Source organism: Flammeovirga sp. AWQ4_249 (genome assembly GCF_056161045.1).
Genome location: NZ_JBSWYJ010000040.1, coordinates 1 through 24,635, shown reverse-complemented (window position 1 = coordinate 24,635; position 24,635 = coordinate 1). Strand labels below are relative to the sequence as shown.

The 24,635-nt window shown below is 32.1% G+C and carries 17 protein-coding genes; 12 read left to right on the top strand and 5 right to left on the bottom strand.

What is annotated here, in order from left to right:
* Nucleotides 1–2 precede the first annotated feature (2 nt).
* The 6 genes from ACXAHM_RS21015 to ACXAHM_RS20990 all read left to right on the top strand — a co-directional run bounded on the left by ACXAHM_RS21015 (nucleotide 3) and on the right by ACXAHM_RS20990 (nucleotide 8,573).
* Nucleotides 3–3,662: a PAS domain S-box protein gene (locus ACXAHM_RS21015; protein ID WP_474964370.1), complete on the top strand. Its 3,660-nt coding sequence runs from the start codon at nucleotides 3–5 to the stop codon at nucleotides 3,660–3,662.
* Nucleotides 3,663–3,778: 116 nt separating this feature from the next.
* Nucleotides 3,779–4,198 (top strand): hypothetical protein, encoded by a 420-nt coding sequence (locus tag ACXAHM_RS21010; RefSeq protein ID WP_474964367.1) that lies wholly within the window; start codon nucleotides 3,779–3,781, stop codon nucleotides 4,196–4,198.
* 35 nt (nucleotides 4,199–4,233) lie between these two features.
* Nucleotides 4,234–4,824, top strand: a complete 591-nt coding sequence (locus tag ACXAHM_RS21005; RefSeq protein WP_474964365.1) for a penicillin-binding protein activator LpoB — start codon at nucleotides 4,234–4,236, stop codon at nucleotides 4,822–4,824.
* Nucleotides 4,825–4,935: 111 nt separating this feature from the next.
* Nucleotides 4,936–6,327, top strand: coding sequence for a COG3014 family protein (locus ACXAHM_RS21000; RefSeq protein ID WP_474964362.1), 1,392 nt, complete (start codon nucleotides 4,936–4,938; stop codon nucleotides 6,325–6,327).
* 112 nt (nucleotides 6,328–6,439) lie between these two features.
* Nucleotides 6,440–7,885: a sodium:solute symporter gene (locus ACXAHM_RS20995; RefSeq protein ID WP_474964359.1), complete on the top strand. Its 1,446-nt coding sequence runs from the start codon at nucleotides 6,440–6,442 to the stop codon at nucleotides 7,883–7,885.
* 181 nt (nucleotides 7,886–8,066) lie between these two features.
* Entirely contained in the window at nucleotides 8,067–8,573 is a 507-nt protein-coding gene (locus ACXAHM_RS20990; RefSeq protein WP_474964355.1) for a hypothetical protein, read from the top strand.
* A 56-nt stretch (nucleotides 8,574–8,629) separates the two neighbouring features.
* On the opposite strand, the gene ACXAHM_RS20985 is transcribed toward ACXAHM_RS20990, so the two are convergent.
* Both ACXAHM_RS20985 and recO read right to left on the bottom strand, forming a co-directional pair.
* Nucleotides 8,630–9,004 carry a hypothetical protein gene (locus ACXAHM_RS20985; RefSeq protein WP_474964352.1) on the bottom strand — a complete coding sequence of 125 codons (375 nt, stop codon included), beginning with the start codon at nucleotides 9,002–9,004 and terminating at the stop codon, nucleotides 8,630–8,632.
* 64 nt (nucleotides 9,005–9,068) lie between these two features.
* Nucleotides 9,069–9,764 (bottom strand): DNA repair protein RecO, encoded by a 696-nt coding sequence (gene recO, locus ACXAHM_RS20980; RefSeq protein WP_474964348.1) that lies wholly within the window; start codon nucleotides 9,762–9,764, stop codon nucleotides 9,069–9,071.
* A 108-nt stretch (nucleotides 9,765–9,872) separates the two neighbouring features.
* Between recO and dnaG the strand changes: the two genes are divergently transcribed.
* From dnaG to cysN, 3 genes are all read left to right on the top strand, one after another.
* The gene (dnaG, locus tag ACXAHM_RS20975) at nucleotides 9,873–11,984 is read left to right on the top strand and encodes a DNA primase (RefSeq protein WP_474964345.1); all 2,112 of its coding nucleotides are present in this window, start codon (nucleotides 9,873–9,875) and stop codon (nucleotides 11,982–11,984) included.
* A 132-nt stretch (nucleotides 11,985–12,116) separates the two neighbouring features.
* On the top strand, nucleotides 12,117–13,022 hold the full coding sequence (gene cysD / locus ACXAHM_RS20970; RefSeq protein WP_474964341.1) for a sulfate adenylyltransferase subunit CysD: 906 nt from the start codon (nucleotides 12,117–12,119) through the stop codon (nucleotides 13,020–13,022).
* Between the two features lie 23 nt (nucleotides 13,023–13,045).
* Complete coding sequence (gene cysN, locus ACXAHM_RS20965; protein WP_474964337.1) at nucleotides 13,046–14,296, top strand: sulfate adenylyltransferase subunit CysN; 1,251 nt, start codon at nucleotides 13,046–13,048, stop codon at nucleotides 14,294–14,296.
* A gap of 67 nt (nucleotides 14,297–14,363) precedes the next feature.
* Here the strand turns inward: cysN and ACXAHM_RS20960 are convergent, their stop codons facing one another.
* Nucleotides 14,364–16,826, bottom strand: a complete 2,463-nt coding sequence (locus tag ACXAHM_RS20960; RefSeq protein ID WP_474964333.1) for a toxin-antitoxin system YwqK family antitoxin — start codon at nucleotides 16,824–16,826, stop codon at nucleotides 14,364–14,366.
* Nucleotides 16,827–17,096: 270 nt separating this feature from the next.
* Between ACXAHM_RS20960 and ACXAHM_RS20955 the strand changes: the two genes are divergently transcribed.
* From ACXAHM_RS20955 to ACXAHM_RS20945, 3 genes are all read left to right on the top strand, one after another.
* A complete protein-coding gene (locus tag ACXAHM_RS20955) occupies nucleotides 17,097–17,837 on the top strand; it encodes a hypothetical protein (protein ID WP_474964329.1) in 741 nt (246 codons plus the stop codon).
* A 170-nt stretch (nucleotides 17,838–18,007) separates the two neighbouring features.
* Nucleotides 18,008–19,756, top strand: a complete 1,749-nt coding sequence (locus tag ACXAHM_RS20950) for a hypothetical protein (RefSeq protein ID WP_474964325.1) — start codon at nucleotides 18,008–18,010, stop codon at nucleotides 19,754–19,756.
* Between the two features lie 218 nt (nucleotides 19,757–19,974).
* Nucleotides 19,975–20,799 carry a hypothetical protein gene (locus tag ACXAHM_RS20945; protein ID WP_474964321.1) on the top strand — a complete coding sequence of 275 codons (825 nt, stop codon included), beginning with the start codon at nucleotides 19,975–19,977 and terminating at the stop codon, nucleotides 20,797–20,799.
* 65 nt (nucleotides 20,800–20,864) lie between these two features.
* On the opposite strand, the gene tyrS is transcribed toward ACXAHM_RS20945, so the two are convergent.
* Nucleotides 20,865–22,166, bottom strand: a complete 1,302-nt coding sequence (gene tyrS / locus ACXAHM_RS20940; RefSeq protein ID WP_474964317.1) for a tyrosine--tRNA ligase — start codon at nucleotides 22,164–22,166, stop codon at nucleotides 20,865–20,867.
* Nucleotides 22,167–22,232: 66 nt separating this feature from the next.
* The gene (locus ACXAHM_RS20935) at nucleotides 22,233–24,311 is read right to left on the bottom strand and encodes a LysM peptidoglycan-binding domain-containing protein (RefSeq protein WP_474964313.1); all 2,079 of its coding nucleotides are present in this window, start codon (nucleotides 24,309–24,311) and stop codon (nucleotides 22,233–22,235) included.
* Between the last annotated feature and the right edge of the window lie 324 nt (nucleotides 24,312–24,635).

Genomic DNA, 24,635 nt, shown 5'->3' with positions numbered 1-24,635 from the left:
AGATGAATAATTCGGAACAAACACCCAATATGACAACCCATAAAGAAGATCGCTTTAAAATTTTTGAAGAGGCTTATCAGGCAAGTGAAGTACCTACTTTTGGCTTAAATGAGGAAGGAAACATCGTATTCTGGAATGAAGCAATGTTAAACCTAACTGAATTTTATCCAGAAGAAGTGTTGGGTAAGCATTACGCTGATTTTGTTGAAATATTTCATTATGAGGATACATTCTCTTTAAATGGTCTTCTACAATGTTTGGCAGGTAAATTAAAAAATAGAAATGGTTTAGAGCATCAAATCAAAACTGGCGGTATCCCTGTATCATTTGGCACTACAGAACATGTATATTTGACTTTACAGAACATTACGAAGGAAACAATTCATGTCCAAGAACTGGTGAACGACAACATTCTAATGAAAGAATTATTTAGTTCATCACGAGAAATGGTCGTTGTTTTCAATCGTAAGGGTGTTATAAGTTTTGCTAGTGAACCTTTCAAAAATCTTGTGAAACTTACAGATATTCAACTTAAAAGAAAAACGTTTATTGATCTTGTTCCGAAATCAAATCGAACACGTTTATTAGTTGGGTTAAAGATGGCAGAAGAAGCTTATGATGAACATAAGATGGAATTAACTATTGAAAGTGAATCTCAAAAAAGAATCACAGATTGCCATATTTCTTATAAACCTGATTCTAAAAATTGTTATCGTCTTCATTTATTTGATATTACTGACAAAAAAAGAAAGGAATTAGAGCAAGAAGTCAGTATTACATTTGCAAAGCTATTACAAGAGAACCTTAAAATTCAAGAGCTGTACGAAAAGGTTTATTTGGCCATGAAATTAGTCGTAGACATGGATAGTTTTCTATTGCTACGTCTGAAGCTAAATTCCAATAACATGTACATTCCTTTTCATAGTACAAATACAAAAGATTTAACGAAAGGTGAAGTAATTCCTGCTAGTGAATTTGCTTTAAAAATGGCTACAGTACTTAACAGACCAATGTTTATGTACAGAGAAGTCATAGAAAATCTAGCCAAACAATACGATATAAAACTCATCAATACGCCTGAGATTTGGATGGGATTACCGTTAATTTCCAATAACCAAAAAATGGGAATGATCGTGGTTCAATCATTTACAGATCGAAAAGCATTCAGTAAGCCGGATTTAAATCTTTTTGACCTTGCTACAGGAATTTTGGCTGCAGCAATTATAAGAGATCAAAGTCAACTAAAAGTAAGAGCACAAAGAGCACAACTTGAAGCTATTTTTGAAAGTGGCTCTCAAGCCATTTGGACATTTAATAAAATGGGTGTTATTACAAGGTTTAATCAACAATTTGCGGAATACATCAAACTCTATTCGAATGTAGAATTGATGCCAGGTATGTTATTAAACAATGTCATTCCGTTTACACCAAAATTTGAAGAACATTGGGATGAAATATTAAGAAGAGTTTTTGAAGGAGAGTCCATTCAATTTGAATATAAATTTAAAACCATAACAGGTAGTGAACAATGGCATGCTATTTCACTAAATCCTGTAAGAATGCAAAGTGGAGATGGTGAAATTATTCAAGAAATAGCTGGTGTAACGCAAGATATTACACAGCGTAAGAAAATGGAACTTCATATTGCGGATAGTGAAGAACTCTTCCGTAATATTTTCGAAACACTTCAGGATGTTTATTTCAGAACAGATTTGAACGGTATTTTCACCTTAATTTCTCCATCTGTAAAGGAAATGCTTGGTGTTGAGCAGACAGACATCATTGACAAGCATGTTACAGAATACTACGTCTCTGAATCTGATTTATCAAGGTTAATGAAAGTCCTTGCTGTAAAAGGAGCTGTGAAGAACCATGAAAGTATCGTTCGTAATAAAAATGGAGAAGTTCGTTATATCCTTTCCAATTTTAGATTAATCTATGATAAGAAAAAACAACCTGTAGGAGTGGAAGGTTTGGCTCGTGATATTACACCTATCAAACAATCTGAACATGAGTTGCGCGAAGCAAAAGATTTAGCAGAAAAATCATTAGAGGTTAAGCGTCAATTCTTATCCAATATGTCACACGAAATCCGAACTCCAATGAACGGTGTGATTGGAATGGTTGATTTATTGACGACTACCAAATTAAGTCAAGAGCAGAAAAAATATGTCTCTACGATTAAGAGGTCTTCAGAAATCTTATTAAATATTCTGAATGACATTTTGGATCTATCGAAAATCGAGGCTGGTAAAATGGAATTACGTCCATTACCGATTGATATTCGTGTCACTATTTCCAAATTAATTGCCTTATTTAATCAGAATGCAAAAAATAAGAATACAGAATTATCAGCTTCAATTAGTGAAAGTGTTCCAAAAGTAATTTTAGCTGATGAAACTCGTTTGCTTCAAATTCTTTCTAACCTGACTTCAAATGCAATTAAGTTTACTGAAAATGGAAAAGTGACGATTAACGTCAATGGAGTCCAGAAATTTAATGGAATTTATACCTTGATGTTTGATGTTATAGATACAGGTTGTGGAATTTCAAAAAATGGACAAGAGCAACTTTTCAAACAATTTAGTCAAGTAGAAGATTCTTATAATCGAACCAAAGGTGGTACAGGTCTTGGTCTATCAATTTCTCAAGAGTTGTGTAATATGATGGATGGAGATATTGGTGTAGAATCAGAATTAGAAAAGGGAAGTACTTTCTGGTTTACAATTGAAATTAAAGAAGTAAACCACTTGCCTCCTACCAATACATCTATTGAAAAAGACGATCTCTCTTCCACTATTATCCGAAATTTACAACCAAATGTACTCGTTGTGGATGACAACAGTGTCAATGTAATGGTTGCTGAAAGTATTTTGAAAAAAGCAGGTTGTAAAACAACATCTGCAAATAGTGGTTTCAGAGCTATTGAATTGTTGGAAAATGGTCAGGAGTATGATATTATCTTTATGGATATACAAATGCCAAAGATGAATGGTATGGAAACTACACAACGTATTCATACAGAGTTTCCTGAGCTTCATACACCTATTATTGCTATGACTGCATTTACGTTGGTAGAAGAGCAAAATGAATTTATCAAAGCCGGTATGGATGGGTTCCTACCAAAACCTATTAAAGCTTTTGATTTACTGAATAAGGTAGAAGAATTAATGAGTAAATCTTCTAAAAAACCGGAAGAGATAAAAAATATTGAGGAAGTAGAACCTGTTGAAATTGTTGATGAAGAAATAATCACAGAGGAAACGATCACTGTTGATTCTGATGAACCAAGAACAGATCAAGTTAAAGATAAACATGGTCATATCATCATTGACTATGCAGTTACTGCTGAATTAGCAAAGTATGGTGGTGTAGAATTGATACAGCTTTCTTTTGAAGACTTTTTTAATGAAGGAGATGAATTAATTCATGAGTTAGTGGAAGCGAAAACAGCAGGTGATATTGAAGGTATTCGTTCGATTATGCATACTTTTAAAGGTACTGCCGCAACACTAGGAATGGTTAAATTATCAGAAAAAGCAAAGCATTCAGAACAAAAATTAAAAACGGAAGATACTACGAATATGGATAATGACATTGATGATGTTTTCTCTTTATATAGTGAAATTAAATCAACTATCATGAATAATTTAGGAGAATAATAGAATCTTGAATATCTTCACATTAGTATTACAACGTTAAATAATGTTTAGTGCGAAACTATTACCGTACTGCTAACGTTTTCCTAAGAACTTAATTAATTACTATCGAAACTATTATGAAAACTATAAAAAAGACTATTGGTCTATTTTCGCTTGCTTTAGGGTTAATGTTGATTTTGTCTCCCGAAACAAAAGCGCAAGACCTTGAAAAAAGAAAATCAATTCTAATAAGTAAGGATTGGACAATTACTGAAGTAAGAAGAGAAAAATTGTCTGAACAAGAAACTTATGCATTAGATGAAGGAAACACACTTCATTTTTCAATCGACAAAAAATTTGGTTTTAAAAATAATACCAATGAATATTTAGCTGGAAAATGGATTATGGGTTCAAAAAAAGAATTACTGCTTACACATGGTAAAGGAGATGGTTCTAGCGATACAGCTTCATCGCGCTTCAAAATTGTTAGCATATCAGAATCTAAAATAGTGCTTAAAAAGCTTGACAAACCTCGAGGTAAGTTTGTCCTACAATAACAAAACAATTACATTAATTACAATATATACTAAAAATGAAATTTACTAAGAATCTTACAATCGCTGTCGCAATCCTTTCATTATTATTTGCTGGTGCATGTTCAAGATCAGTTACACGTGTTGATCCTAACACAACAATTGATTTAAGTGGAAGATGGAATGACTCAGATTCTAAGCAAGTATCAAAAGATATGATTTCAGATGTTATGAGTCGTCCTTGGCTTGCTAACTTTGAAAATGCAAATAATAAAAGACCAGTTGTTATTGTTGGTGGTGTAATCAATAAAAGTCACGAACATATTGAAGCTGATAACTTCATTAAAGATATCGAAAGAGAATTTGTTAATTCTGGAAAAGTAAGAGTTGTTGAAAACGATCAGTTCCGTGAGCAAATTCGTGCTGAACAACAATCTCAACAAGCAAATGCTTCTGAGGAAACTCAAAAGAGAATTGCTCAAGAGTTAGGTGCTGACTTCATCATGTTTGGTACTATCAATTCTACTGTTGATGAATTGAAAAAAGAAAAAGTTGTCAATTACAAAATCAACTTAGAATTAGCTGACTTGGAAAGTACTGAGAAAGTTTGGATCGGTGATAAAGAAATCAAGAAATACATCAAAAACTAATTTGATGTGAACGATATTCACCTCCCTAGGGTTACTTCTAGGGAGGTTATTTTATTTTTAAGAAATAAGTAAACCAACCAACATACTGTTTATCTACAACTCTCGATTAGTATGAATTATCGAATTTATCTCTGTACATTACTCGTTTTTGTTGTGTATGCTTGTGCGCCCACCTTTTATGAAAAGACGTATGAGTTTAACAAAGCCCTAGCAGATGGAAACTATGATCAGGCTGCTGTAATGATGGAGTCTAGTAAAAAAATGGCTACTGGTAGATTAGAATTTCTGTATTTAGTCAACTCAGGAATGGTTGCTTCATTACAAGAAAAATTTGATTACAGTAATCAGATGTTCCAAAAAGCTGACAATTTCATTGAAGATCATAAAAAAAGTGCTGTTGAAACTGGAGGTGCACTTTTATTGAATCCCAACTTATCTACATATGAAGGTGAAGACCATGAAAAATTAATGGTCAATTACTTTAAAGCTTTAAACTATTTAGAACTTAAAAAATATGACGATGCACTAGTAGAGTGTAAGCGTATGAATCTCGCATTAAACAGATTAAGTGATAAATATAAATCTGATAAAAAATATAAAAAAGACGCTTTCATCCATGTTATGATGGGGATTATTTATGAAGCGTTTAATGACCCTAATAACGCTTTTATTGCCTATCGAAATGCTTTAGATATTTATAATAATGACTATAGCCGTTTGTTTAAAATGAAAGCTCCCAAACAATTACAATATGATTTAGTGAGAACTGCTCAAGAAACAGGGCTTTGGGATGATGCTAAAAAATATGCAGATGAATTTGGGATAGAAGTACCGAAAGAAGACGATTATGCTAACCTAGTCCTATTATGGAATAATGGTATGTCTCCGGTAAAAGCGGAATGGGGTGTCAACTTTGCTATTGTAAAAGGTAGTAATGGATGGGTTACGTTCGTAAATAAAGAGTATGGATTAAGCTTTCCTTATTATGCTGGAAAAGATGAACTTTCTGTGACTTGGATTAGAGCTGTTTTCCCAAAATATGTTGAAAGAAAAAGCTTCTATACTGATGCTGTGTTAATGGATAGTACAGGGCAAAAATATAACATGTCTTTTGCTGAAGATATTAATGCTATTTCTTTTAAAGTATTAGAAGAAAGAATGTTACTTGAATTTAGTAAAACATTATTAAGAGTAGCCATCAAACAAAGTATTGCTGCTAAGGTTTCTCAAGAAAATGAAGGTTGGGGTGCTGCTTTAAGTATTTTAGGTTCAGCTACAGAATCTGCAGATACACGTTCATGGCAATCACTCCCAAAACATATTTCGTATTCAAGAATCCCATTAAAGAAGGGGCAAAAAACAATTGAAGTTGTGTTAACCAACTTAAAAGGAGGAAAAGAAAGTAGAACAATTGAACTTCCTGAATTCTATAAAGGAGAAACAATTGTTTTACCTTATTATACTTTAACTTCTTTTGATGCTCAAGCAACTAGAGCATATTAGAATTTTAAAGAAATCATTTGAAAAAGCCTTTAGAATCATCAGTATTTTAAAGGCTTTTTTGTGTCTAAAAATGCCTTGCTTATCTTCGTGGTCTACTTTTTAATTTATAGACATGAGTATCTCAGCAATTCAAAGTTTAGGCGTCTTACTTTTTTATATCGTATTATTATCAGTGATTACTTATTTCACCAATAAGAACACTACCCCACTTTCATTTTTCAATGGTAATAAAAATTCTCCATGGTATGCCGTAATGTATGGAATGATTGGAACAACCTTATCCGGGATTACCTTTATTTCATTGCCAGGGATGGTAAAAAATGCTTCATTTAGTTATTTACAAATGAGTATTGGTTACATTTTAGGATACATTGGAGTAGCTTATATCTTAATGCCTTTATATTATAAATATAATCTTATTTCGATATATGGGTATTTGGAAAAAAAACTAGGAAATAGTGCTTACAAAACTGGAGCCTCCTTTTTTATACTTTCAAGAGGTTTTCAAGCAGCTGGTAAGTTGTTTATTATGGCTACTGTTTTGCAGACCTTTATTTATACTCCTTTTGGAATTCCCTTCTCAGTTAATGCTTTTATTTTATTATTGATAATTGCTTTATATACCTTAAAAGGAGGAATAAAAACAGTTGTATGGACAGATACTCTTCAGACAACATTTATGTTGGGAGCAGGTTTTCTTACTCTACATCTTATTTCCTCACAAATGGATTTATCGATCGCAGAGATTTTTGATAATGCAGTTGAAAATACAAATTATACGGATGTTTTTGTTTGGAATATAGATGCTCCTAATAATTTCTGGAAACAATTTATTTCAGGGGCATTTATAGTTATTGTAATGACAGGTCTAGATCAAGATATGATGCAAAAAAATCTAACGATTAAGACCTTAAAAAATGCTCAGAAAAATATGGTTCTATTTAGTTTAATTCTGCTTGGAACAATTACTTTATTTCTAGTATTAGGTGTTTTTCTATATCAATATGCCAATTTCATTGGACTTGAATTACCTGCAAAATCAGATCAACTTTTTCCTTTAATTGCTCAACAAAAGCTAGGATTATTTGGTGCTATCATCTTTTTATTGGGAGTAACTGCTGCTGCATTTTCTAGTGCAGATTCTGCTATTACATCACTTACAACCTCCGTATGTATTGATATTTTAGGCTTAAAACAAGAAAATATCAACATCAAAAAAAGACAACAAGTGCATATGGGAATAGCACTTTTACTCTTTATTTTAGTAGTTATATTTAATGCACTAAATAATACCAATGCATTAGATACGATCTTAAAATTAGCAACTTATACTTACGGTCCTTTATTAGGTTTATTCATTTTTGGGATAGTTTTTTCATCAAAAAGAACACCTAAATACGCTCCTTATATTTGTATTATATCACCTATAATCAGCTATTTAATTCAATATTATTCTACTGAATTATTGAATGGATATAAATTCGGTTATGAATTACTATTGATTAATGGTCTTCTAACTTTTGTAGGCTTATTATTTACATCAAAAAGTGAAAAATAATCAAAATACAACGCTTATAACATTCATTAAGTGAAATTAAATTAAAACCACGTTTAGAGTTTGACACAATGGTCTAAAAATTCGTCTTATTAAGTAGAACAGGATGGTAAATTTTTATCTACACTAAAATTCATTCTGAATAAACATACAAATAAAGGTCTCTACTTATTTCTCGAATACCATGAAGTCAATCATATTACTTATAACGATAGGTACAATTGGGATTTTAGCTTACAATGCTATTTTCATCAATTTGAATATCGCTAATTTTAAACCTCCAAAAGAAGTTTCTTTAGATGATTTAGCTTATACGAATACATCTAGTTATCCTTTCATTCAGGGAGTAAATCAAGATATATCCCAAGTAATCATTGGAGCCAAAGGAGAATTTGATAATTTATATATTAAAGTAAATAGTGAAAATTATCTCAAGGTTTTAGACATAAGGTGCAATCAAAAAGTGATTAATGCAGCGGATGAAAATGAATCCACAAAGAATATTAATTTAGTCGGATTATATTTCCCTGTTGATAATAAAAAATCAGCACTTTTAAATTTAAAAAATCTACTTAATCAAAATTTACAAGATAAAGGTTATTATTCAATTGATATTGCAATGAGTAATCAAAATGATAGCAATGGACAACCTATTATCACTGTAAAAAAGATTTTAGTCAAAGTTGTTTAAATCTTAAAGGATATAAAAAGGCCCTTGTTCTGACAGTAGAACAAGGGCCTTATTGCTTATTTCAATGTTGACATTGGTGTGGATAATGCTGGATTATCTTTTAAAGCACCAACCACTTTTTTGTACTCTTTATTTGGTTTTCGTGAAGCGCATAATACTTTCACTTCAACTCCGTCAATTTGTTGCTCAGCAATAATCACTGTTTTATCTGCAACGTAAATTGTTTTATTTTCATCTTCAAAAGTCAGCATAAAATGTACTTGACTTTCTTTTTCTAAATTTTGAATAAGGTAAGGTACTTCCTCCATAGTAGGAGCACTTGATAAAGAAACTTCTCTTTTTCCTTTATCTAATTCTGAAGCTTGAATAGACAATGAAAGTAACGTTATTACAAACATAGCAATCAACGTTGTAGCAGTGGATTTATTCATAGTTTTTTATTTAAGTTCTATCCACTTTTACGTATTACAGTTACATTTCAGTGATCATTTTTAGTTAATGCCTTTTAATTGATTTGCCAATATTCCTTAATACTTCTAAAGTTTTCATTTCACCAAAAGAGTGAATTTGCAAAGCATAAAACGCAATGATTCTGTCCATAAGATACCTTCTAAGTTGAAGGTTGAAAGAAGGTGCATTTTGATAATCAGTTTGAATTAATTGATTTATAGCTTGAATGGTTACTTCATCATGATGAGCAGAAACCTCTGTTTCATCCAATAACATTTTTCCATCATGAATTCCTATTCCTAAAAAATGGCTTATCCTCAACATAAATTGTAAAGTGAAGCAATTCCACTTTTCCTTCATTTGATCGAGTGTTATTAAACTTTCTTCTAAAAATATAAACAACTCAGGATTACCTACTTCATCCTCTTTTAATACTTTCTCTAAAAACTCTGTCAAGAAAGTGAGAATCATACTTTTTTGAGGTTGAATACGAAAAGACAGTAAAGGGTGACTCACGCTAACCTCCTTGATCATTTGTAAGTTTTTATTGGGTTGTTCATAAACTTGAATTTCTAATAAATTTAAGGGTTGATAAAATGACGCTTTATTTTTTTTCTTACTGAAAGCACCTTTGATAATATAATCTCTTCTCCCAAACTCTTTGGTGTAAATATGAACAATCAATGAAGATTCTTGAAATCTTACACTACTTAATGTTAATGCTTTTGTTTCCGCAATCATATTTTTTAAAAGTGACTAGTTTGAAGTTAACTTAATCTATTAACTTTGTATAGAGAATAAAATTTAAACCAATTTACTTCTTTAAACTAAGAAAGTTCAAAAACGTTTATGATACCTCAGGAAACCGTAGATGAAATAAAAAGAACATTAGACATTGTTGAAGTTGTCGAGGACTTTGTTACCCTAAAGAAAAAGGGAAAGTCTTGGATAGGACTCTGTCCATTTCATGTAGATAGTTCTCCGAGTATGTATGTTACTCCGAGCATGAATCTCTACAAGTGTTTTTCATGTGGTGCCTCTGGAGATGCCATCAAATTTGTTCAAGAGAAAGAAGGCCTTAGCTATGTTGAAGCCTTAAAATACTTGGCCAATAAGTATGGTATCAAGATCATTGAAAAGAAACGTTCTCCTGAAGAAGAGGAAAAACATAAACGAAAAGAGAGTATTTACCTTACCATGAATTATGCTAAGGAATTTTACATGCGTGTCATGCAAACTTCCGATGAAGGCAAATCATTAGGTTTGGGATATTTTAAAAATCGAGGATTTTCTGGTGATACCATTAATAAATTTGATTTAGGGTACAGTCTGGATTCATGGGATGCTTTAGAAAAAAGTGCTATTGAAAAAGGATATACTGAAGAAGCATTAGAACTTGCTGGTCTTCGATCAGAAAATGATAAAGGAAAGAAATATGATCGATTTAGAGGTAGAGTAATGTTTCCTATTCATGATCTTTCAGGTCGTGTGATAGCTTTTGGTGCTCGAACATTAAAAAAAGATGGAAAACCAAAATATCTCAATTCTCCAGAAACAGAAATTTACCATAAAAGTGATGCTTTATATGGTATTTATTATGCAAAAGATGCACTGAGGGTAAAAGACCGCTGTTATTTAGTGGAAGGGTATACTGATGTTATATCATTACATCAAAGTGGAATTGAAAATGTTGTAGCCTCTTCTGGTACTGCATTAACCGAAGGTCAAATCAAACAAATTAAGCGTTTCACTAATAATGTAACAGCTTTATTTGATGGAGATGCCGCTGGTTTGAAAGCTGCGATCAGAGGTGTAGATATGCTTCTTGAGCAAGGTTTGAATGTACGTGTTGTTCGATTACCTGAAGGTGAAGATCCTGATAGCTATTGTACTAAGTTAGGTAGCGAACAATTTTCTAAATATTTAAAAGAAGAAGAAACTGACTTTATTCTTTTTGCCGCTAAACTTTATAATGAAGAAGCTAAAAACGATCCATTAAATAAAGCGGAAAAAGTAAGAGAAGTTTTAAAAAGTATTGTAAAAATTCCTGATACCATTCAACAGGAAATTTTTATCAAGGAATGTGCGAGTGTTTTTGATATCTCTATTGAAGGCTTAATTAAAGAGCTTAATGCACTTAAGCAAAGAGAAATCGAACGTATTGAAAAGGAAAAAAATAGAGGACGTAGGCCTTATGAGAATCCTCAAGGTGGGTCTATGGGTGGTTATTCGAATATTCCTCCAGATTTACCTCCTCCTTCTATTACTCCAACCCAAGATGATTTCCAACATATACCTCCGCCTCCAATGGAAGATATGGGTTATGGAGTACCACCTATGGAAAATCAACCTCCCTTACCTCCATTAGGTGAGCAAAACATTCCTGCTCAAGTTCCAGAAACTCCTACTACAAAAAGGTTGTCTAAATTAGGTATCCATGAAGAAGAGTTTATTCGAATACTTTTATTATTTGGTGGTGAACTTGTAGATGAAGAAGTGGGTTATATCTACGAATACCTTTTCAATGAACTTGGAGATATGATGTTGGAAGAAGAATTCTGCCAGCAACTTTTAGTGGATTACAAAAATGAAACTGCTATGGGTGAAATACCATCCTTACATTTCTTTCAAGAAAAGTACAGTAGTGAGAATGACCGTAAGCAGCTACAAAGAATCATTAAAGCAGATAAAGATAAATCTCCAAGTGAAGAGTGGTTCAAAAGACATAGAATTGTTATCCCTAAAAAGGATGAAAATATAGGAAAGTTAGCCTACAATACATTATTGCATTACAAAATGTCATACATTTCAGACTTAATTGAGCAATGTAATGAAGGTTTAGAACTAGCTGAAAAAGAAGGAAATGACGAAAAATTAATGGAAGCTTTTCAATTATTATCGTTATTAATTGAACAAAGAAAAGAGATTGCACGAATATTGGGTATAACTATTAAGTTCTAAAACTATCTTTTTTTTATTATTTCTTCATTTCCACATGAATTGATTTTATATTTATAATTAGTGCGAAGATATTGTGTTCCGGCATACTGTCTCTGTTTACTTAGATACAAAAATAAATTACATAATATATCAATGAGTAATTATCAACTTTCTCATTTGGATGAGTTAGAAGCAGAAGCTATTTACGTATTACGTGAGGTTTTTGCTCAATTCCAAAACCCAGCATTACTTTTTTCAGGAGGTAAAGACTCTATTTGCGTTGCACATTTAGCTAAAAAAGCTTTTTATCCTGCTAAAATTCCTTTTACATTTTTACATGTTGACACAGGTCACAATTTCCCTGAGACGATTAAATTCCGTGATGATTTAATTGAAAGCTTAGGTGTTCGTCTTGCTGTAGGTTCTGTACAAGAAGCTATTGAAGACGGTAGAGTTGTAGAAGAAACAGGAGCAAATGCCAGTAGAAATAAATTACAAATTACTGCTCTATTAGATACTATCGAAGATGAAAACTTTGATGTTTGTATTGGTGGTGGTCGTCGTGATGAGGAAAAAGCAAGAGCAAAAGAACGTTTCTTCTCTCATCGTGATGAATTTGGCCAATGGGACCCTAAACATCAACGCCCTGAGCTTTGGAATTTATTTAATGGTAAATATAATCCAGGTGAACACTTCAGAGCTTTCCCAATTTCTAACTGGACTGAGTTTGATGTTTGGCAATATATAATGCGTGAGAATATCGAAATTCCATCTTTATATCTTGCTCATGAAAGAGAAGTAATCTGGAGAGATAATACTTGGCTTCCAATGTCAGAGCATATTGTGTTAAGAGACGGTGAAAAAGTCGAAAAGAAAAAGATCCGTTTCAGAACATTAGGTGACATTACAATTACAGGTGGTATAGAATCAGATGCTGATACTATTGATAAAGTAGTCAATGAAGTATCTGCAATGCGTCAGACTGAACGTGGTAACCGTTCGGATGATAAGCGTTCTGAAACTTCTATGGAAGACCGTAAGAAAGAAGGTTATTTCTAAACATTAAGCTAAAGACATTAAAAGTGGAAATATTAAGATTTACTACAGCAGGTTCAGTTGATGATGGAAAAAGTACATTAATTGGACGTTTATTATATGATTCAAAGTCAATCTTTGAAGATCAATTAGATCAAGTATCAGAAACATCTAAAAGAAAAGGATTAGAACATGTAGACCTTTCTCTTTTAACTGATGGCCTAAAAGCAGAAAGAGAGCAAGGTATTACAATTGATGTTGCTTACCGTTATTTTGCTACTCCTAAGCGTAAATTTATTATTGCTGATACTCCTGGCCATATTCAATATACAAGAAACATGGTAACAGGTGCTTCAACTGCCAATTTAGCATTAATACTAGTTGATGCTCGTAATGGATTAGTTGAGCAAACACATCGTCACGCAATTATTGCTTCATTATTACAAATCCCTCACATGATCGTTTGTGTGAATAAGATGGATTTAGTGGATTATAGTGAAGAAAAATTTGAGCAGATTCAAAAAGAATTTAGAGAGTTTGCTGCAAAACTAAATCTCAAGGATATTCGTTTTGTTCCAATTTCAGCTTTAAAAGGTGATAATGTGGTAAACAGATCAGAAGAAACTCCTTGGTATAGTGGTGAAACTTTACTACATACTCTAGAAAATATCTACATCAGTAGTGATAATAATTATATTGACCCTCGTTTTGCAGTTCAAACTATTATTCGCCCTCATTCTGATGAATTCCACGATTTCAGAGGTTATGCGGGTCGTATAAATTCTGGTGTCTTCAGAGTAGGTGATGATATTCTTGCACTACCTTCTGGATTCACTTCTAAGATTAAGAAAATCTACAAAGGAGAAGACGAACTAAAAGAAGCATTCCCTCCTCAATCAGTTACTATTACTCTTGAGGATGATATAGATGTATCTAGAGGAGATATGTTAGTTCGTCCAAATAACCAACCACAACAGACACAAGATTTAGATGTAATGTTATGTTGGATGGATGACCAACCACCTCGTCCTAGAGCGAAATACATTTTGATGCATACTACCAATGAAGCAAGGTGTATGATTAAGGATATTACTTATAAGATGAATATTAATACCTTAAGTCGTATCGAAGGTGATAAAACACTAAATATGAATGATATCGCTAGAGTTCAAATTAGAACTACCAAACCTATTCTTTGTGACCCATACAAGTCCAATAGAATCACAGGTTCATTGATACTAGTGGATGAAGCTACAAATAATACAGTGGCTGCTGGTATGATTCGTAGAGATAAATAATTTTATCTTAAAAATAAAAAATAGGCTATCCCATTTATTTAAGATAGCCTATTTTGAATTTTATAGTCTAGTTGATTTTTTGAGTATTAACTTCTCTGAAAATTTCAACTTTTGGTAAATCATTTGGAATATTCACTTCACTAGGTAGATTATTCATATCAATACCAGGATTATAATGCTCAAACAATCTTTTCGAAATGTTATTTTCCTTTAAGATTTTATCTAGCTCAGCTTTATTACTTATTGAATATGAACTGTAGCTCGCAAAAACTTCTTGGCTCACCCAGATATCTCTATAATATTCATTTTTCTCTTCTATAATCTTCGAATCTGAGAAATATAATATTTCTGTACCATGAATCTGTCCTGATTTGTAAGGAGTAACTCTATAAACTGCACCACTTTCTAAAAACTCAGTTCTATCACCTTCAAGTCTATCATTATGGTAAGTATACGTATACCCTTTATATACTTGATCACCTGACCAACTTGAATAATATTCTGTCACCAAGCCTTCTTTATTACCATTGACATAATTAACGATGGCTAATGTATCACCTTTATCACTAAATGATATCTCTTGTTTCACTAAGCCATTGGCGTATAAAGTTTTTGAAGATATTTTACCGTCTTCATTATAATACTCATCAGACATTTTAGTATCAAACTCATAAAACTCTTTGTTATATACATAAGGCTTATTTTCGTCATAAGTAAATTGATAGTTATTACGTACACCTACTCTTTGACCTGCAAGATATTCTCCTTCTTCTTCTATCGCTCCATCCTTATTATATTCTTCATAATGTCCTTCTAATTGGTCATTTTTATAACTATAAACTGATAATTTGTAGAATGAGTCCGCCTCTTCATCAGACCAAGCCCAAGAATCATTTCCATATTTAACTGCTAAACCATTTCTTTGATTATGTTGATAATCTTCCACTAGAATTACCCTACCCAACGAATCAAACTCTTTCGATTTTCCATGTTTCTGACCATTTAGAAATTCTTCGGTCATATATAATTTATAGTTTGCATCAACCCTTGCTCCCCAAAAATCTGAATGGTCTACATATTTCTTTCTGACTCCATTCATTTCCCCAAAGGCCCAAGTTGATTCTTCTGTCACTCTACCAAGAGTATCAAAAATTGTTGATATTCCATGGAGGTGTCCATTTTTAAATTCTTGTTCTTCGTTAAGATATCTTTTTCCTGATTGAGTGAAATAATAATTTTCTCTCTTTCCTTCAATATTTCCATCAACATAAGAATAAATAGAAGTAGTATCTCCTTTTTCATTGAAATCTAGTGCTTGACCATGTCTTAGTCCATTTTTAAAATGCTGTAAAGAATTCATATAATATACCTTTTCATCATTTTCTCTTTTGTAACAAGAGTAAGCTTTAACCTCTCCTTCTAAAGCATTAAAGCTATAAAAACCTTCTTCACCTAAATAAGATCCAAAATCACTGTTGTAATAAAATGATTGAAAAGCACCATGTTTTTGACCATTTGAATACTCATAAATAGACATTACATCCCCATCCTCTCTGAAAGATGTTTCCGTACCGTTTAAGTCTCCTTTCTTATAATGAGATACCTTATATAAGTAAGCTCTAGCACTATCAACACTGTAATAATATTCCTTTCTTTCTCCTTCTATCTTATTGTTTACATAAACACAGCTATCACTTAGAAAGTGTTCACCGTTGTCCGCAATAGAATAGAACTTATAGACACCTTCTCTTTTATTATCCTTAAAGTTTTCAATTGTTTCTATTTGTCCATCTTCAAAATAAACTAAATACTCACCCTCATTTGATCCATTTACAAAATGATCAATGGTATGTAATTGCCCATTCTCATAGAAACTTCGGTTTGTTCCATGATAGTTACCATTCACCAGATTATTCTCTGTTTCAACTTTACCATTTGGATAATAAAATATTTCCTTACCTTCTACTAAGTCACTGACAGTAGTATACTGATGTCTGATATAGTCATTTCCTGAAGCATTCACTGCATAAACGGCTACTTCTTCACGGTTTTCATTTGGAAAGTTTTGAATTTTTTTATTTAGAGAACCATCTTCATTTCGATAGATAGACTCTCCTATAATGTTTTCCCCTTCATAAGTAAAACGTGCTTGCTCAATACCATTTTTATAATACATCAAAAACAGCCCTTCTACTTGTGCTTTTTTGACTCTTGCTTTTAATGCCAATTCGCCAGAATGATAATAACCTAAGACTTCTCCAGTTTGTTCCCCATTAATATAAGGTACTTTGTAATAGATTTCATTTGTAATTTCATAAGCATAGCCATCTAAAACCAAAGAATCTCCAACATACTTTTTTAAACCTTTTAGCGTATCGGTATTAAAAATATAGTATGTTTCACCACTGATCTTTTTCTTTTTGTTATGCTTTGCTGTTTCGAAAAATTCATAAGGTAGGTCTATCAAATTTGTTTGAGCATAGCTCGGTCCAAATAGAGTAAAAAGTATTAAGGTAAATAAGTACTTCATAGTATTTAAAAGATTCTAAAAAATTGAGGTAAAAAATGAATAATTGAATATCTGTAAATATATGGATAAATAATAGGAATATGTGACGAAGGTTTAAAACCTTTAATGATTCAACTTCGTATTGAAAATTGCATTATTGAAATTTTAAACTTCACTAAAGCACTTAAAATCAATAGCTAATATAACTAAATCATGAAACTTACGTAAGATACTAGTAGAACCCTCCGAATTATTTTCTCTTTCATTTCCATTATTATAAGATCTCTTACCATGAAAACTACCAAAGTTGCCCTTATTATACCTCTATTTGATGCTATTCCTGAATATTTTGACCTATTTTTAAATCAATTATCTTATCAAAGAAATATTGATATTCTTATCCTGACTAATCAAAGCTTAGAAAAGTATCAACTCCTTCCACATCTTGAAACAAAAGAAATCGAAAAACCTATTGATCTCAAAAAACTTATTAAAGAAGATTTTGATTGGTTTATCTCAACACGTACCTACTGGTCAATTGGAAATGTTAAATACCTTTATGGTAACTTATACAAGTTTGTACATCAATTGACAAAGAATAATCCTAATCAATTTGAATTGAAAGGTAATCAAGAATCAATGCTATTTTACAAGAGTATTCCTACTGATAATACAGAAAAAGTAAGTTTGAGTAAAGCTGAGTTGACACTTAACGGTGATAATATAATTTCATTCAATCAAGGACGAATATTTAATTACTATAACCGAAAAAGTTTTGCTTTTATGGACATCGATAATGTGTTAAAAAATCAACATATTACAAACCCTAATTGGAAAGAAGCTCCTGTTAAGTTTTTTCTATCTGAAAGTGGCTTTTATACTGAAAAAGAATTTAGGACAAACAATTTGGCAAATATCCAACAGAAGATTAAAACAAAGGGATTACGATATTTTTTCTCTATTCGTCATTTCATCAAAAAGTCTATTAATGATGTAGAAGTTGTGTCTCAAAAAGAACAGAAAGCATCTTAATCTTCATTAAATTTATTATTCTTTGGCTTGTTATCCCTTTTTTATAGAATTGGCAGATATTTTGAACTTTCTCTGATTATATTTTTTTAACCTCTGTATGAGTTATTCTTTTAACATTTTTTTATCTATTTTTATAACTCATAATGACTTACAAGCGTCGAAATTAAATAATGAATAATAAAATAATCTACTTCCTGATCTTTGTACTTATACTTTTTAAAAACAATCAGGTTTCTGCACAGTCAGCCAACATACCTTACAACCCAGAGTATTACCATTTGATTGATAGATATGAAATCAAACAAAAAGATTTTGGTAATATATATACTAACATCAAACCTTATAATAGAAAAGATATTGCTTCATTTGTTGAAAATTTTGATTCAACATATCAAGGAACATTAAGCGAAGCAGACAAATATAATTTAGCATATCTGATGTTAGACAATTGGGAACATATGTCTGATACAACCATAGCTCAGGTCAAAAAACCTTTTTTAAAGTACTTTTACAGAAGTAAAATTGACATCCTGAACGTTCATGAAAAAGATTTTGACCTTCATGTTAATCCTGTATTCCTCTTTAGTGCAGGTCAAGACAATCAGACAACCTCGATGCCTTACATCAATCAAAGAGGTGGTGTAATTCATGGTTCAATTGCTGGAAAAGTAGGCTTTTACCTACAAGCTTCTGATATCTTAGAAAGATACCCCTACTACGTTCAACAATATTCTGATAGTCATAATGGGACTTTACCTGGACAACAATGGTATAAAAATACAGACAATGGTTCTAAAGAATATTTTAATGCACAAGGATACATTAATTTCCAATTGTTGAAAGATTATATCAGTGCAGAATTTGGTAGAGGACGTAATTTTATGGGTAATGGTTATCGTTCTTTATTTTTATCTGACTTCGCAAATGATTATACCTATTTAAAATTAAATACAAGAATATGGCATTTGGAGTATACTAACCTTTATACTCAAATGAATACAATTAATGGTTATTCTAGTCAAGGTGCATTACCGAACAAATACATGACAATGCATCATTTAGGTTGGAATGTTACTAAAAATTTCAATATTGGTATTTTCGAACAGGTCATTTTCAATAGAACAGATTCTCTTGGTAACAATCACTTTGATATTTCTTACTTAAACCCATTGATTTTCTATCGTTCTCTTGAACATGGATTAGGAGATGCTGATAATGTACAACTAGGGTTTGACTTCAAATATAATTTTATTGGAAGATGGCAAGTATATGGTCAGTTGATGATTGATGATATGAGTGTCAGCAACTTTGGAACAGGTTTTTATGGAAATAAATTCGCATATCAATTAGGAGCAAAATATATCGATGCTTTTGGTGTCTCAAATCTAGATTTACAAGGGGAAGTCAATGTTGTCGATCCTTACACCTACTCTCATAAAAATACAGCTGCAAGTAATCTTCCAGATGGGCAATTGTACACCAATCAATCTCATTATTATCAAGAGCTTGCTCATCCTAATGGTGCCAATTTTTATGAACTCATAGGTATTCTAAGATATCGTCCTGACTTTTTCCCTAAAATTTCTATTGTCGCAAAAGGTATTTTTAGAGAACAAGGTCTAAATGAAGTTGATGAAAACGGAAATGTTGTTGTCAATTATGGTAATGATATTTTCTTGGATTATAATACTGCACCAGGAGCACCAGATGCATATGGAGTGGAATTACTTCAAGGTACTAAAATGAAAACTATCTTCATGGATGCTACAATTACTTATTCTCCTTTTCATAATGTATTTGTGGATTTAAGAGGAACATTAAGAAATACTATAAGTGATGATGATAGGTATACACAATATGAAAACTATTTTGGAGCGGCTGTTCGATGGAATATTGGTCAACGTTATTATGACTTCTAAAGTAGATCTTCTATAAAAAATACAATAAGGCATCACTTCGGCGATGCTTTTTTTTATTCTCTTTTTGTTAATATTAATCCTCTCAAAAGGTCTATTTTATTGTACTATTTCTATATATTAATTTAATATTACATGAAAACAGCCTAATGTTAACTAAATGTTAACTTTAGATTACATAAATACGTATATTGTAACATCAATCAATTAGTTACAAGTACATGAAAGTTTCTACTACACTATATATCCTACCATTTATTATCATTTTTATGATGACAGGTAAGGTATGTGCTCAGGTAGATTTTGTTACTTTAACTAAGTCTCAATCTAATTCAATGTTAGAATATTATGCATTGAACCATACAGATCAAGCTTGGGAAAAAGATCCTTTTTATCTTTATTTCTCTCCACAAGAGAATATTTCTGGAGAAGAATTTCAAGCCTTGAAAAATGAGGTAAACGCATGGGTTGAGGATTGGAAGAACATTGAACAAGAAAGTCAACGTTCTATTGTAAAAAAAATGTTCTCAAAAACACGTCAAAAGTTTTTGAAGAATTACAAAGAATGTAGCACATTCTCTGACCTGTTAAACAAAGGCACTTACGATTGCTTAAGTGGAACACTTTTATTCTCCCATATTTTCCAAGAACTAGGCTATTCTTATGAAATTAAGCAAAATAATAGTCATGTCTACATCATCGTAGAGGATCCTTATTTAGGTAAAACTTTGATAGAATCCACAGATATCTATGGTTATGAATTAGGTAAGAATGCTATTAAAAGAAGAGAAAAAAACTATGAGAAACGATTAGATAATTCTTTATTATATACCAAATACGGTATGGATTTAAAGGAAAGTCTAACAATTAAAGATCTTGCTGGCTTACAATATTATAACTTAGCTGTTGCTTCTTTTAGAGCAAGAGACATGAAAGAAGCTAAATTATCTTTATTTAAAGCCTCTATTATTACTAACTCACCAAGAGTTGACTACTTAAATTATTTTATAGAGGAAAGTGAACAAATTGTAAGTACTTCTCTTTAAGAATTAGACAAAAAAACACCCTTCTACATAAGAAAGTAGAAGGGTGTTTTTTATATCAAATAAGATTATACCACCTTAATCAAGCAGTAATTTTTCTTACCTTTTTGAGCAAGGATATATTTCCCTTGAAGTAATTCTACATCTTTAGGAAGCTCATTTCCTTGTAATTTTGTTTTGTTGATAGAGATACCCCCACCTTTTATCATTCTTTTTGCTTCACCTTTAGAAGAGAATAATTGATTATCAGTTCCTGTAGAAACAAGATCTGCCATTTCAGCCATTCCAACTAAATCCGCTTTAGAAATCTCAGATTGCATTACACCTTCGAATACTTGTAATAAAGTACGCTCATTCAAAGATTTTAATTGCTCCGTTACATTTTTACCAAAAAGGATATTCGATGCTGCGATTGCTGTATCTAATTCTTCTTGACCATGTACTGCACGTGTTACCTCTTCCGCTAAACGCTTCTGTAAAATACGTGTATGAGGTGCCTCATCATGATCTGCAATTAATTGATCGATTTCTGATCTTTCGATGAATGTAAAGATTTTGATATATCTTTTTGCATCTTCATCCGCAACATTTAACCAGAATTGGTAGAATTGGTATGGAGATGTTTTTTCTGGATCTAACCAAACTGCACCACTTTCCGTTTTACCGAATTTAGTACCGTCTGCTTTAGTGATCAATGGACATGTCGCTGCATAAGCAGTTCCTTGTGCCTTACGACGGATTAGCTCAGTACCCGTTACGATGTTACCCCACTGATCAGAACCACCGAATTGTAAACGACAATTCTTCGTTTTATATAAATGATAGAAATCCCAACCTTGAAGTAATTGGTAAGTAAACTCTGTAAAAGAAATACCTGTTCCAGAAGCTAAACGCTTTTTTACAGAATCTTTTCCCATCATGTAGTTTACCGTAAGGTGTTTACCTGCTTCACGAGCGAAGTCGATAAAACTAAAATCCTTGAACCAATCGTAGTTATTTAAGATTTCTGCAGAATTTTCACCACAATCAAAATCCAAGAACTTTTCTAATTGTCCTTTCATTCCATCAAGATTCTTTTGGATAGTTTCATCATCCAATAGCGATCTTTCTGCATCTTTAAAAGAAGGGTCACCAATCATACCTGTTGCTCCACCTACAATCGCTAATGGTTTATGACCTGCTTTTTGTAAATGTCTAAGCAACATTACAGATACCATATGACCAATATGCAATGAGTCTGCTGTTGGATCAAAACCAACATAAGCAGTTGTCATTTCTTTATTTAATTGGTCTTCTGTACCTGGCATAATGTCATGCAGCATTCCTCTCCACTGCAACTCCTCAATAAGATTTGTTTTAATATCTGCCATTTCTATTGTTTTCTATTTTGAATGCGCAATTTAACAGTAAATGTTCAAATGACCATTTATTGTTCACTAAGATTTTAATTTTAACTTCTGACCTACTTTTAAATTATTGCTTCGCATGTTATTTAAGCGTTTGATATCAGAAACACTTACCCCATTATCTTGAGCGATCTGCCAAAGTGTATCTCCATTTTTTACAGTGTAATAGGCTTTACCTGAACTATTGGATACAGAAGATGTAGAATTTCCTTCATTCAATACGCTAGCAGGTGAAGGTGGGATTGTCAATTTCTGTCCTACTTTGATATTAGAACTAGATAAATTATTTACCCTTTTTATATCTTTTACATAAACTCTATATAGTTTAGCTATCTCCGTAATGCTATCTCCTTTCTTCACCACATGATATCTTGTTTTAGAAGAAGGCCCATAAGACGAATTGCTTTTTGTATTTGAAGAAGTAGATTGAACTACTTTTCCACTAGTATATACTTTTAGCTTTTGTCCTTTGTAAATGGTAGAACCTCTCATACCATTCCAAGAACGTAATTTTGATGCAGAAGTATTGTATTGCTCCGCAATTCCACCAAGTGTTTCACCACTTCTCACCGTATGATATACTAATGTTCCAGAAGATTTTGTAGATGTTGAAGATTTCGTTGCTACCGGAGTAGATGTTGTCTCAGGTGCTTTGTACTTTCCTTCTTTGATCAATAATTTCTGACCTACATTAATTCTAGTACCTTTTAGATTATTCAGTTTCTGAATGCTTGAAACATAAACTCTATATTTTTTTGCAATCTTCCCTAAAGTCTCCCCTCTTCGAACGGTATGATATATACTCGCTCCACTTGATTTCTTAGGCGTTGATTTTGTTGTTGCTGTTTTCTTTATCGATGTTTTTTGTGATGGACCAGGGCTGTAAGCATTACCGTAAATTTTTAGTTTTTGTCCAGGGTAAATTGTATTGCCTCTGATACCATTCCAAGCTCTAAGATTAGAAGTTTTCACTCTATGTCTACTCGCAATCAATCCTAAAGATTCACCTCTTCGAACATAATGATAATAGTAACCATCACCAATATTCGCTCCTTCTCCAGTGTATTTTACATTAGCTAAGATTTCATCTTGGTTTTCTAAGTAATAATTAAATCTTGCTTCAGGAATCTTAATTCTAAAGTTCTTGACATAATTTGGAGCAAAACCAAAACGTAATGAAGCGTTCATTAACTGAAGATCTTCTTGGCAAACATTTAACTGTTCTGCTAATTTTCCAATATCAATTGATTGACTAACGAAAATATCCTCTGAAGGAATTTCATACATCGGAAGGTCTTGGATCAAGTTATGTTCTTCAGCATAAGTTAAGACATACGCCATTGCAACATATTGTGGTAAATAAGAACGTGTTTCTCTTGGTAATTTTCTGTAAATATCCCAGAATTTCTTTTTGCCTGATCTTCTTTGTGCTTTGCGAATATTACCAGGACCACAGTTATAAGCAGCAATTGCTAATTCCCAATCACCATGATAATTGTACAAGAACTTAAGATATCTTGCCGCTGCACGCGTTGCTTTTTCAGGATCCATTCTATCATCGATCTGATAGGTTTGTTTTAAACCATAAGCTCGACCTGTTCTTGGCATGAACTGCCATAAACCTTTTGCCCCAACTCTAGATAAAGCGACTGGCTTTAAAGCAGATTCAATAACCGCTAAATATTTCAATTCGGTAGGAACTCCTTCTTCTTCAAAGATTCTTTCAAACATAGGAAAATACATTTGTTGTCTTTGAATAATTGAAAGTGTATAATCTCTTCTTCTTACAGAGAAATAATCAATAAATAAACGTACTCTTTCATGGTAAGTAAGAGGAATTTCATTTTGCATTAGTGCTAATCTCTCTTTTACCAAACTATCCGACACATTAGGAACGTAATCATAAGTTTGATCCGAGATATCTACAAGTATTGCAGATGTTGTATCGAAATCATCAAAATTTTCAAACCAAGGAGCATAAGGAGCTGCTTCAACAACTTCCAATGTATCTGAAGGCATTAAATATCCCTCAGGTAATTCAACGGTATAAAGACTGTCTTTCCATGTTGGTAAAACTCCACTCTCGTCTTGAGCGATTGCTTTAGTCATGAAAAACAAGCTTAGAATCGATGTAAATGTATATTGACAAATGCGTTTAGAAAGCATCATAATGTTTCGTAGGAATTAGGATTTGTAAGTTAAGGAGATGTCTCATGCGATTTTTAATGAATCATTACGCATATACAGGTTGTTAAAAGAATCTCTTTTTACTTAATCACAAATATAAAGTATTAGTACACAAAACGATAATCAATTTTCTTTTTCCTTCTTATAAAATCAAAAAAAATCAATAGCGTCCTAAACGTTTAAAAAAGTGTGAGAAAAGTTTAAGTATCTCAATTAACTTTGAGTTGCATAAAAAAAACATATTCT

Excerpts from the sequence above, each read along its gene's own strand:
- ACXAHM_RS20935 (WP_474964313.1), bottom strand. The coding sequence starts at position 24,311 with ATGACTAAAGCAATCGCTCAAGACGAGAGTGGAGTTTTACCAACATGG.
- ACXAHM_RS20995 (WP_474964359.1), top strand. The coding sequence starts at position 6,440 with ATGAGTATCTCAGCAATTCAAAGTTTAGGCGTCTTACTTTTTTATATC.
- ACXAHM_RS20990 (WP_474964355.1), top strand. The coding sequence starts at position 8,067 with ATGAAGTCAATCATATTACTTATAACGATAGGTACAATTGGGATTTTA.
- cysD (WP_474964341.1), top strand. The coding sequence starts at position 12,117 with ATGAGTAATTATCAACTTTCTCATTTGGATGAGTTAGAAGCAGAAGCT.
- ACXAHM_RS20985 (WP_474964352.1), bottom strand. The coding sequence starts at position 9,004 with ATGAATAAATCCACTGCTACAACGTTGATTGCTATGTTTGTAATAACG.
- ACXAHM_RS21000 (WP_474964362.1), top strand. The coding sequence starts at position 4,936 with ATGAATTATCGAATTTATCTCTGTACATTACTCGTTTTTGTTGTGTAT.
- ACXAHM_RS20950 (WP_474964325.1), top strand. The coding sequence starts at position 18,008 with ATGAATAATAAAATAATCTACTTCCTGATCTTTGTACTTATACTTTTT.
- ACXAHM_RS21015 (WP_474964370.1), top strand. The coding sequence starts at position 3 with ATGAATAATTCGGAACAAACACCCAATATGACAACCCATAAAGAAGAT.
- ACXAHM_RS20955 (WP_474964329.1), top strand. The coding sequence starts at position 17,097 with ATGAAAACTACCAAAGTTGCCCTTATTATACCTCTATTTGATGCTATT.
- ACXAHM_RS20945 (WP_474964321.1), top strand. The coding sequence starts at position 19,975 with ATGAAAGTTTCTACTACACTATATATCCTACCATTTATTATCATTTTT.
- ACXAHM_RS21010 (WP_474964367.1), top strand. The coding sequence starts at position 3,779 with ATGAAAACTATAAAAAAGACTATTGGTCTATTTTCGCTTGCTTTAGGG.
- recO (WP_474964348.1), bottom strand. The coding sequence starts at position 9,764 with ATGATTGCGGAAACAAAAGCATTAACATTAAGTAGTGTAAGATTTCAA.
- tyrS (WP_474964317.1), bottom strand. The coding sequence starts at position 22,166 with ATGGCAGATATTAAAACAAATCTTATTGAGGAGTTGCAGTGGAGAGGA.
- ACXAHM_RS21005 (WP_474964365.1), top strand. The coding sequence starts at position 4,234 with ATGAAATTTACTAAGAATCTTACAATCGCTGTCGCAATCCTTTCATTA.
- dnaG (WP_474964345.1), top strand. The coding sequence starts at position 9,873 with ATGATACCTCAGGAAACCGTAGATGAAATAAAAAGAACATTAGACATT.
- ACXAHM_RS20960 (WP_474964333.1), bottom strand. The coding sequence starts at position 16,826 with ATGAAGTACTTATTTACCTTAATACTTTTTACTCTATTTGGACCGAGC.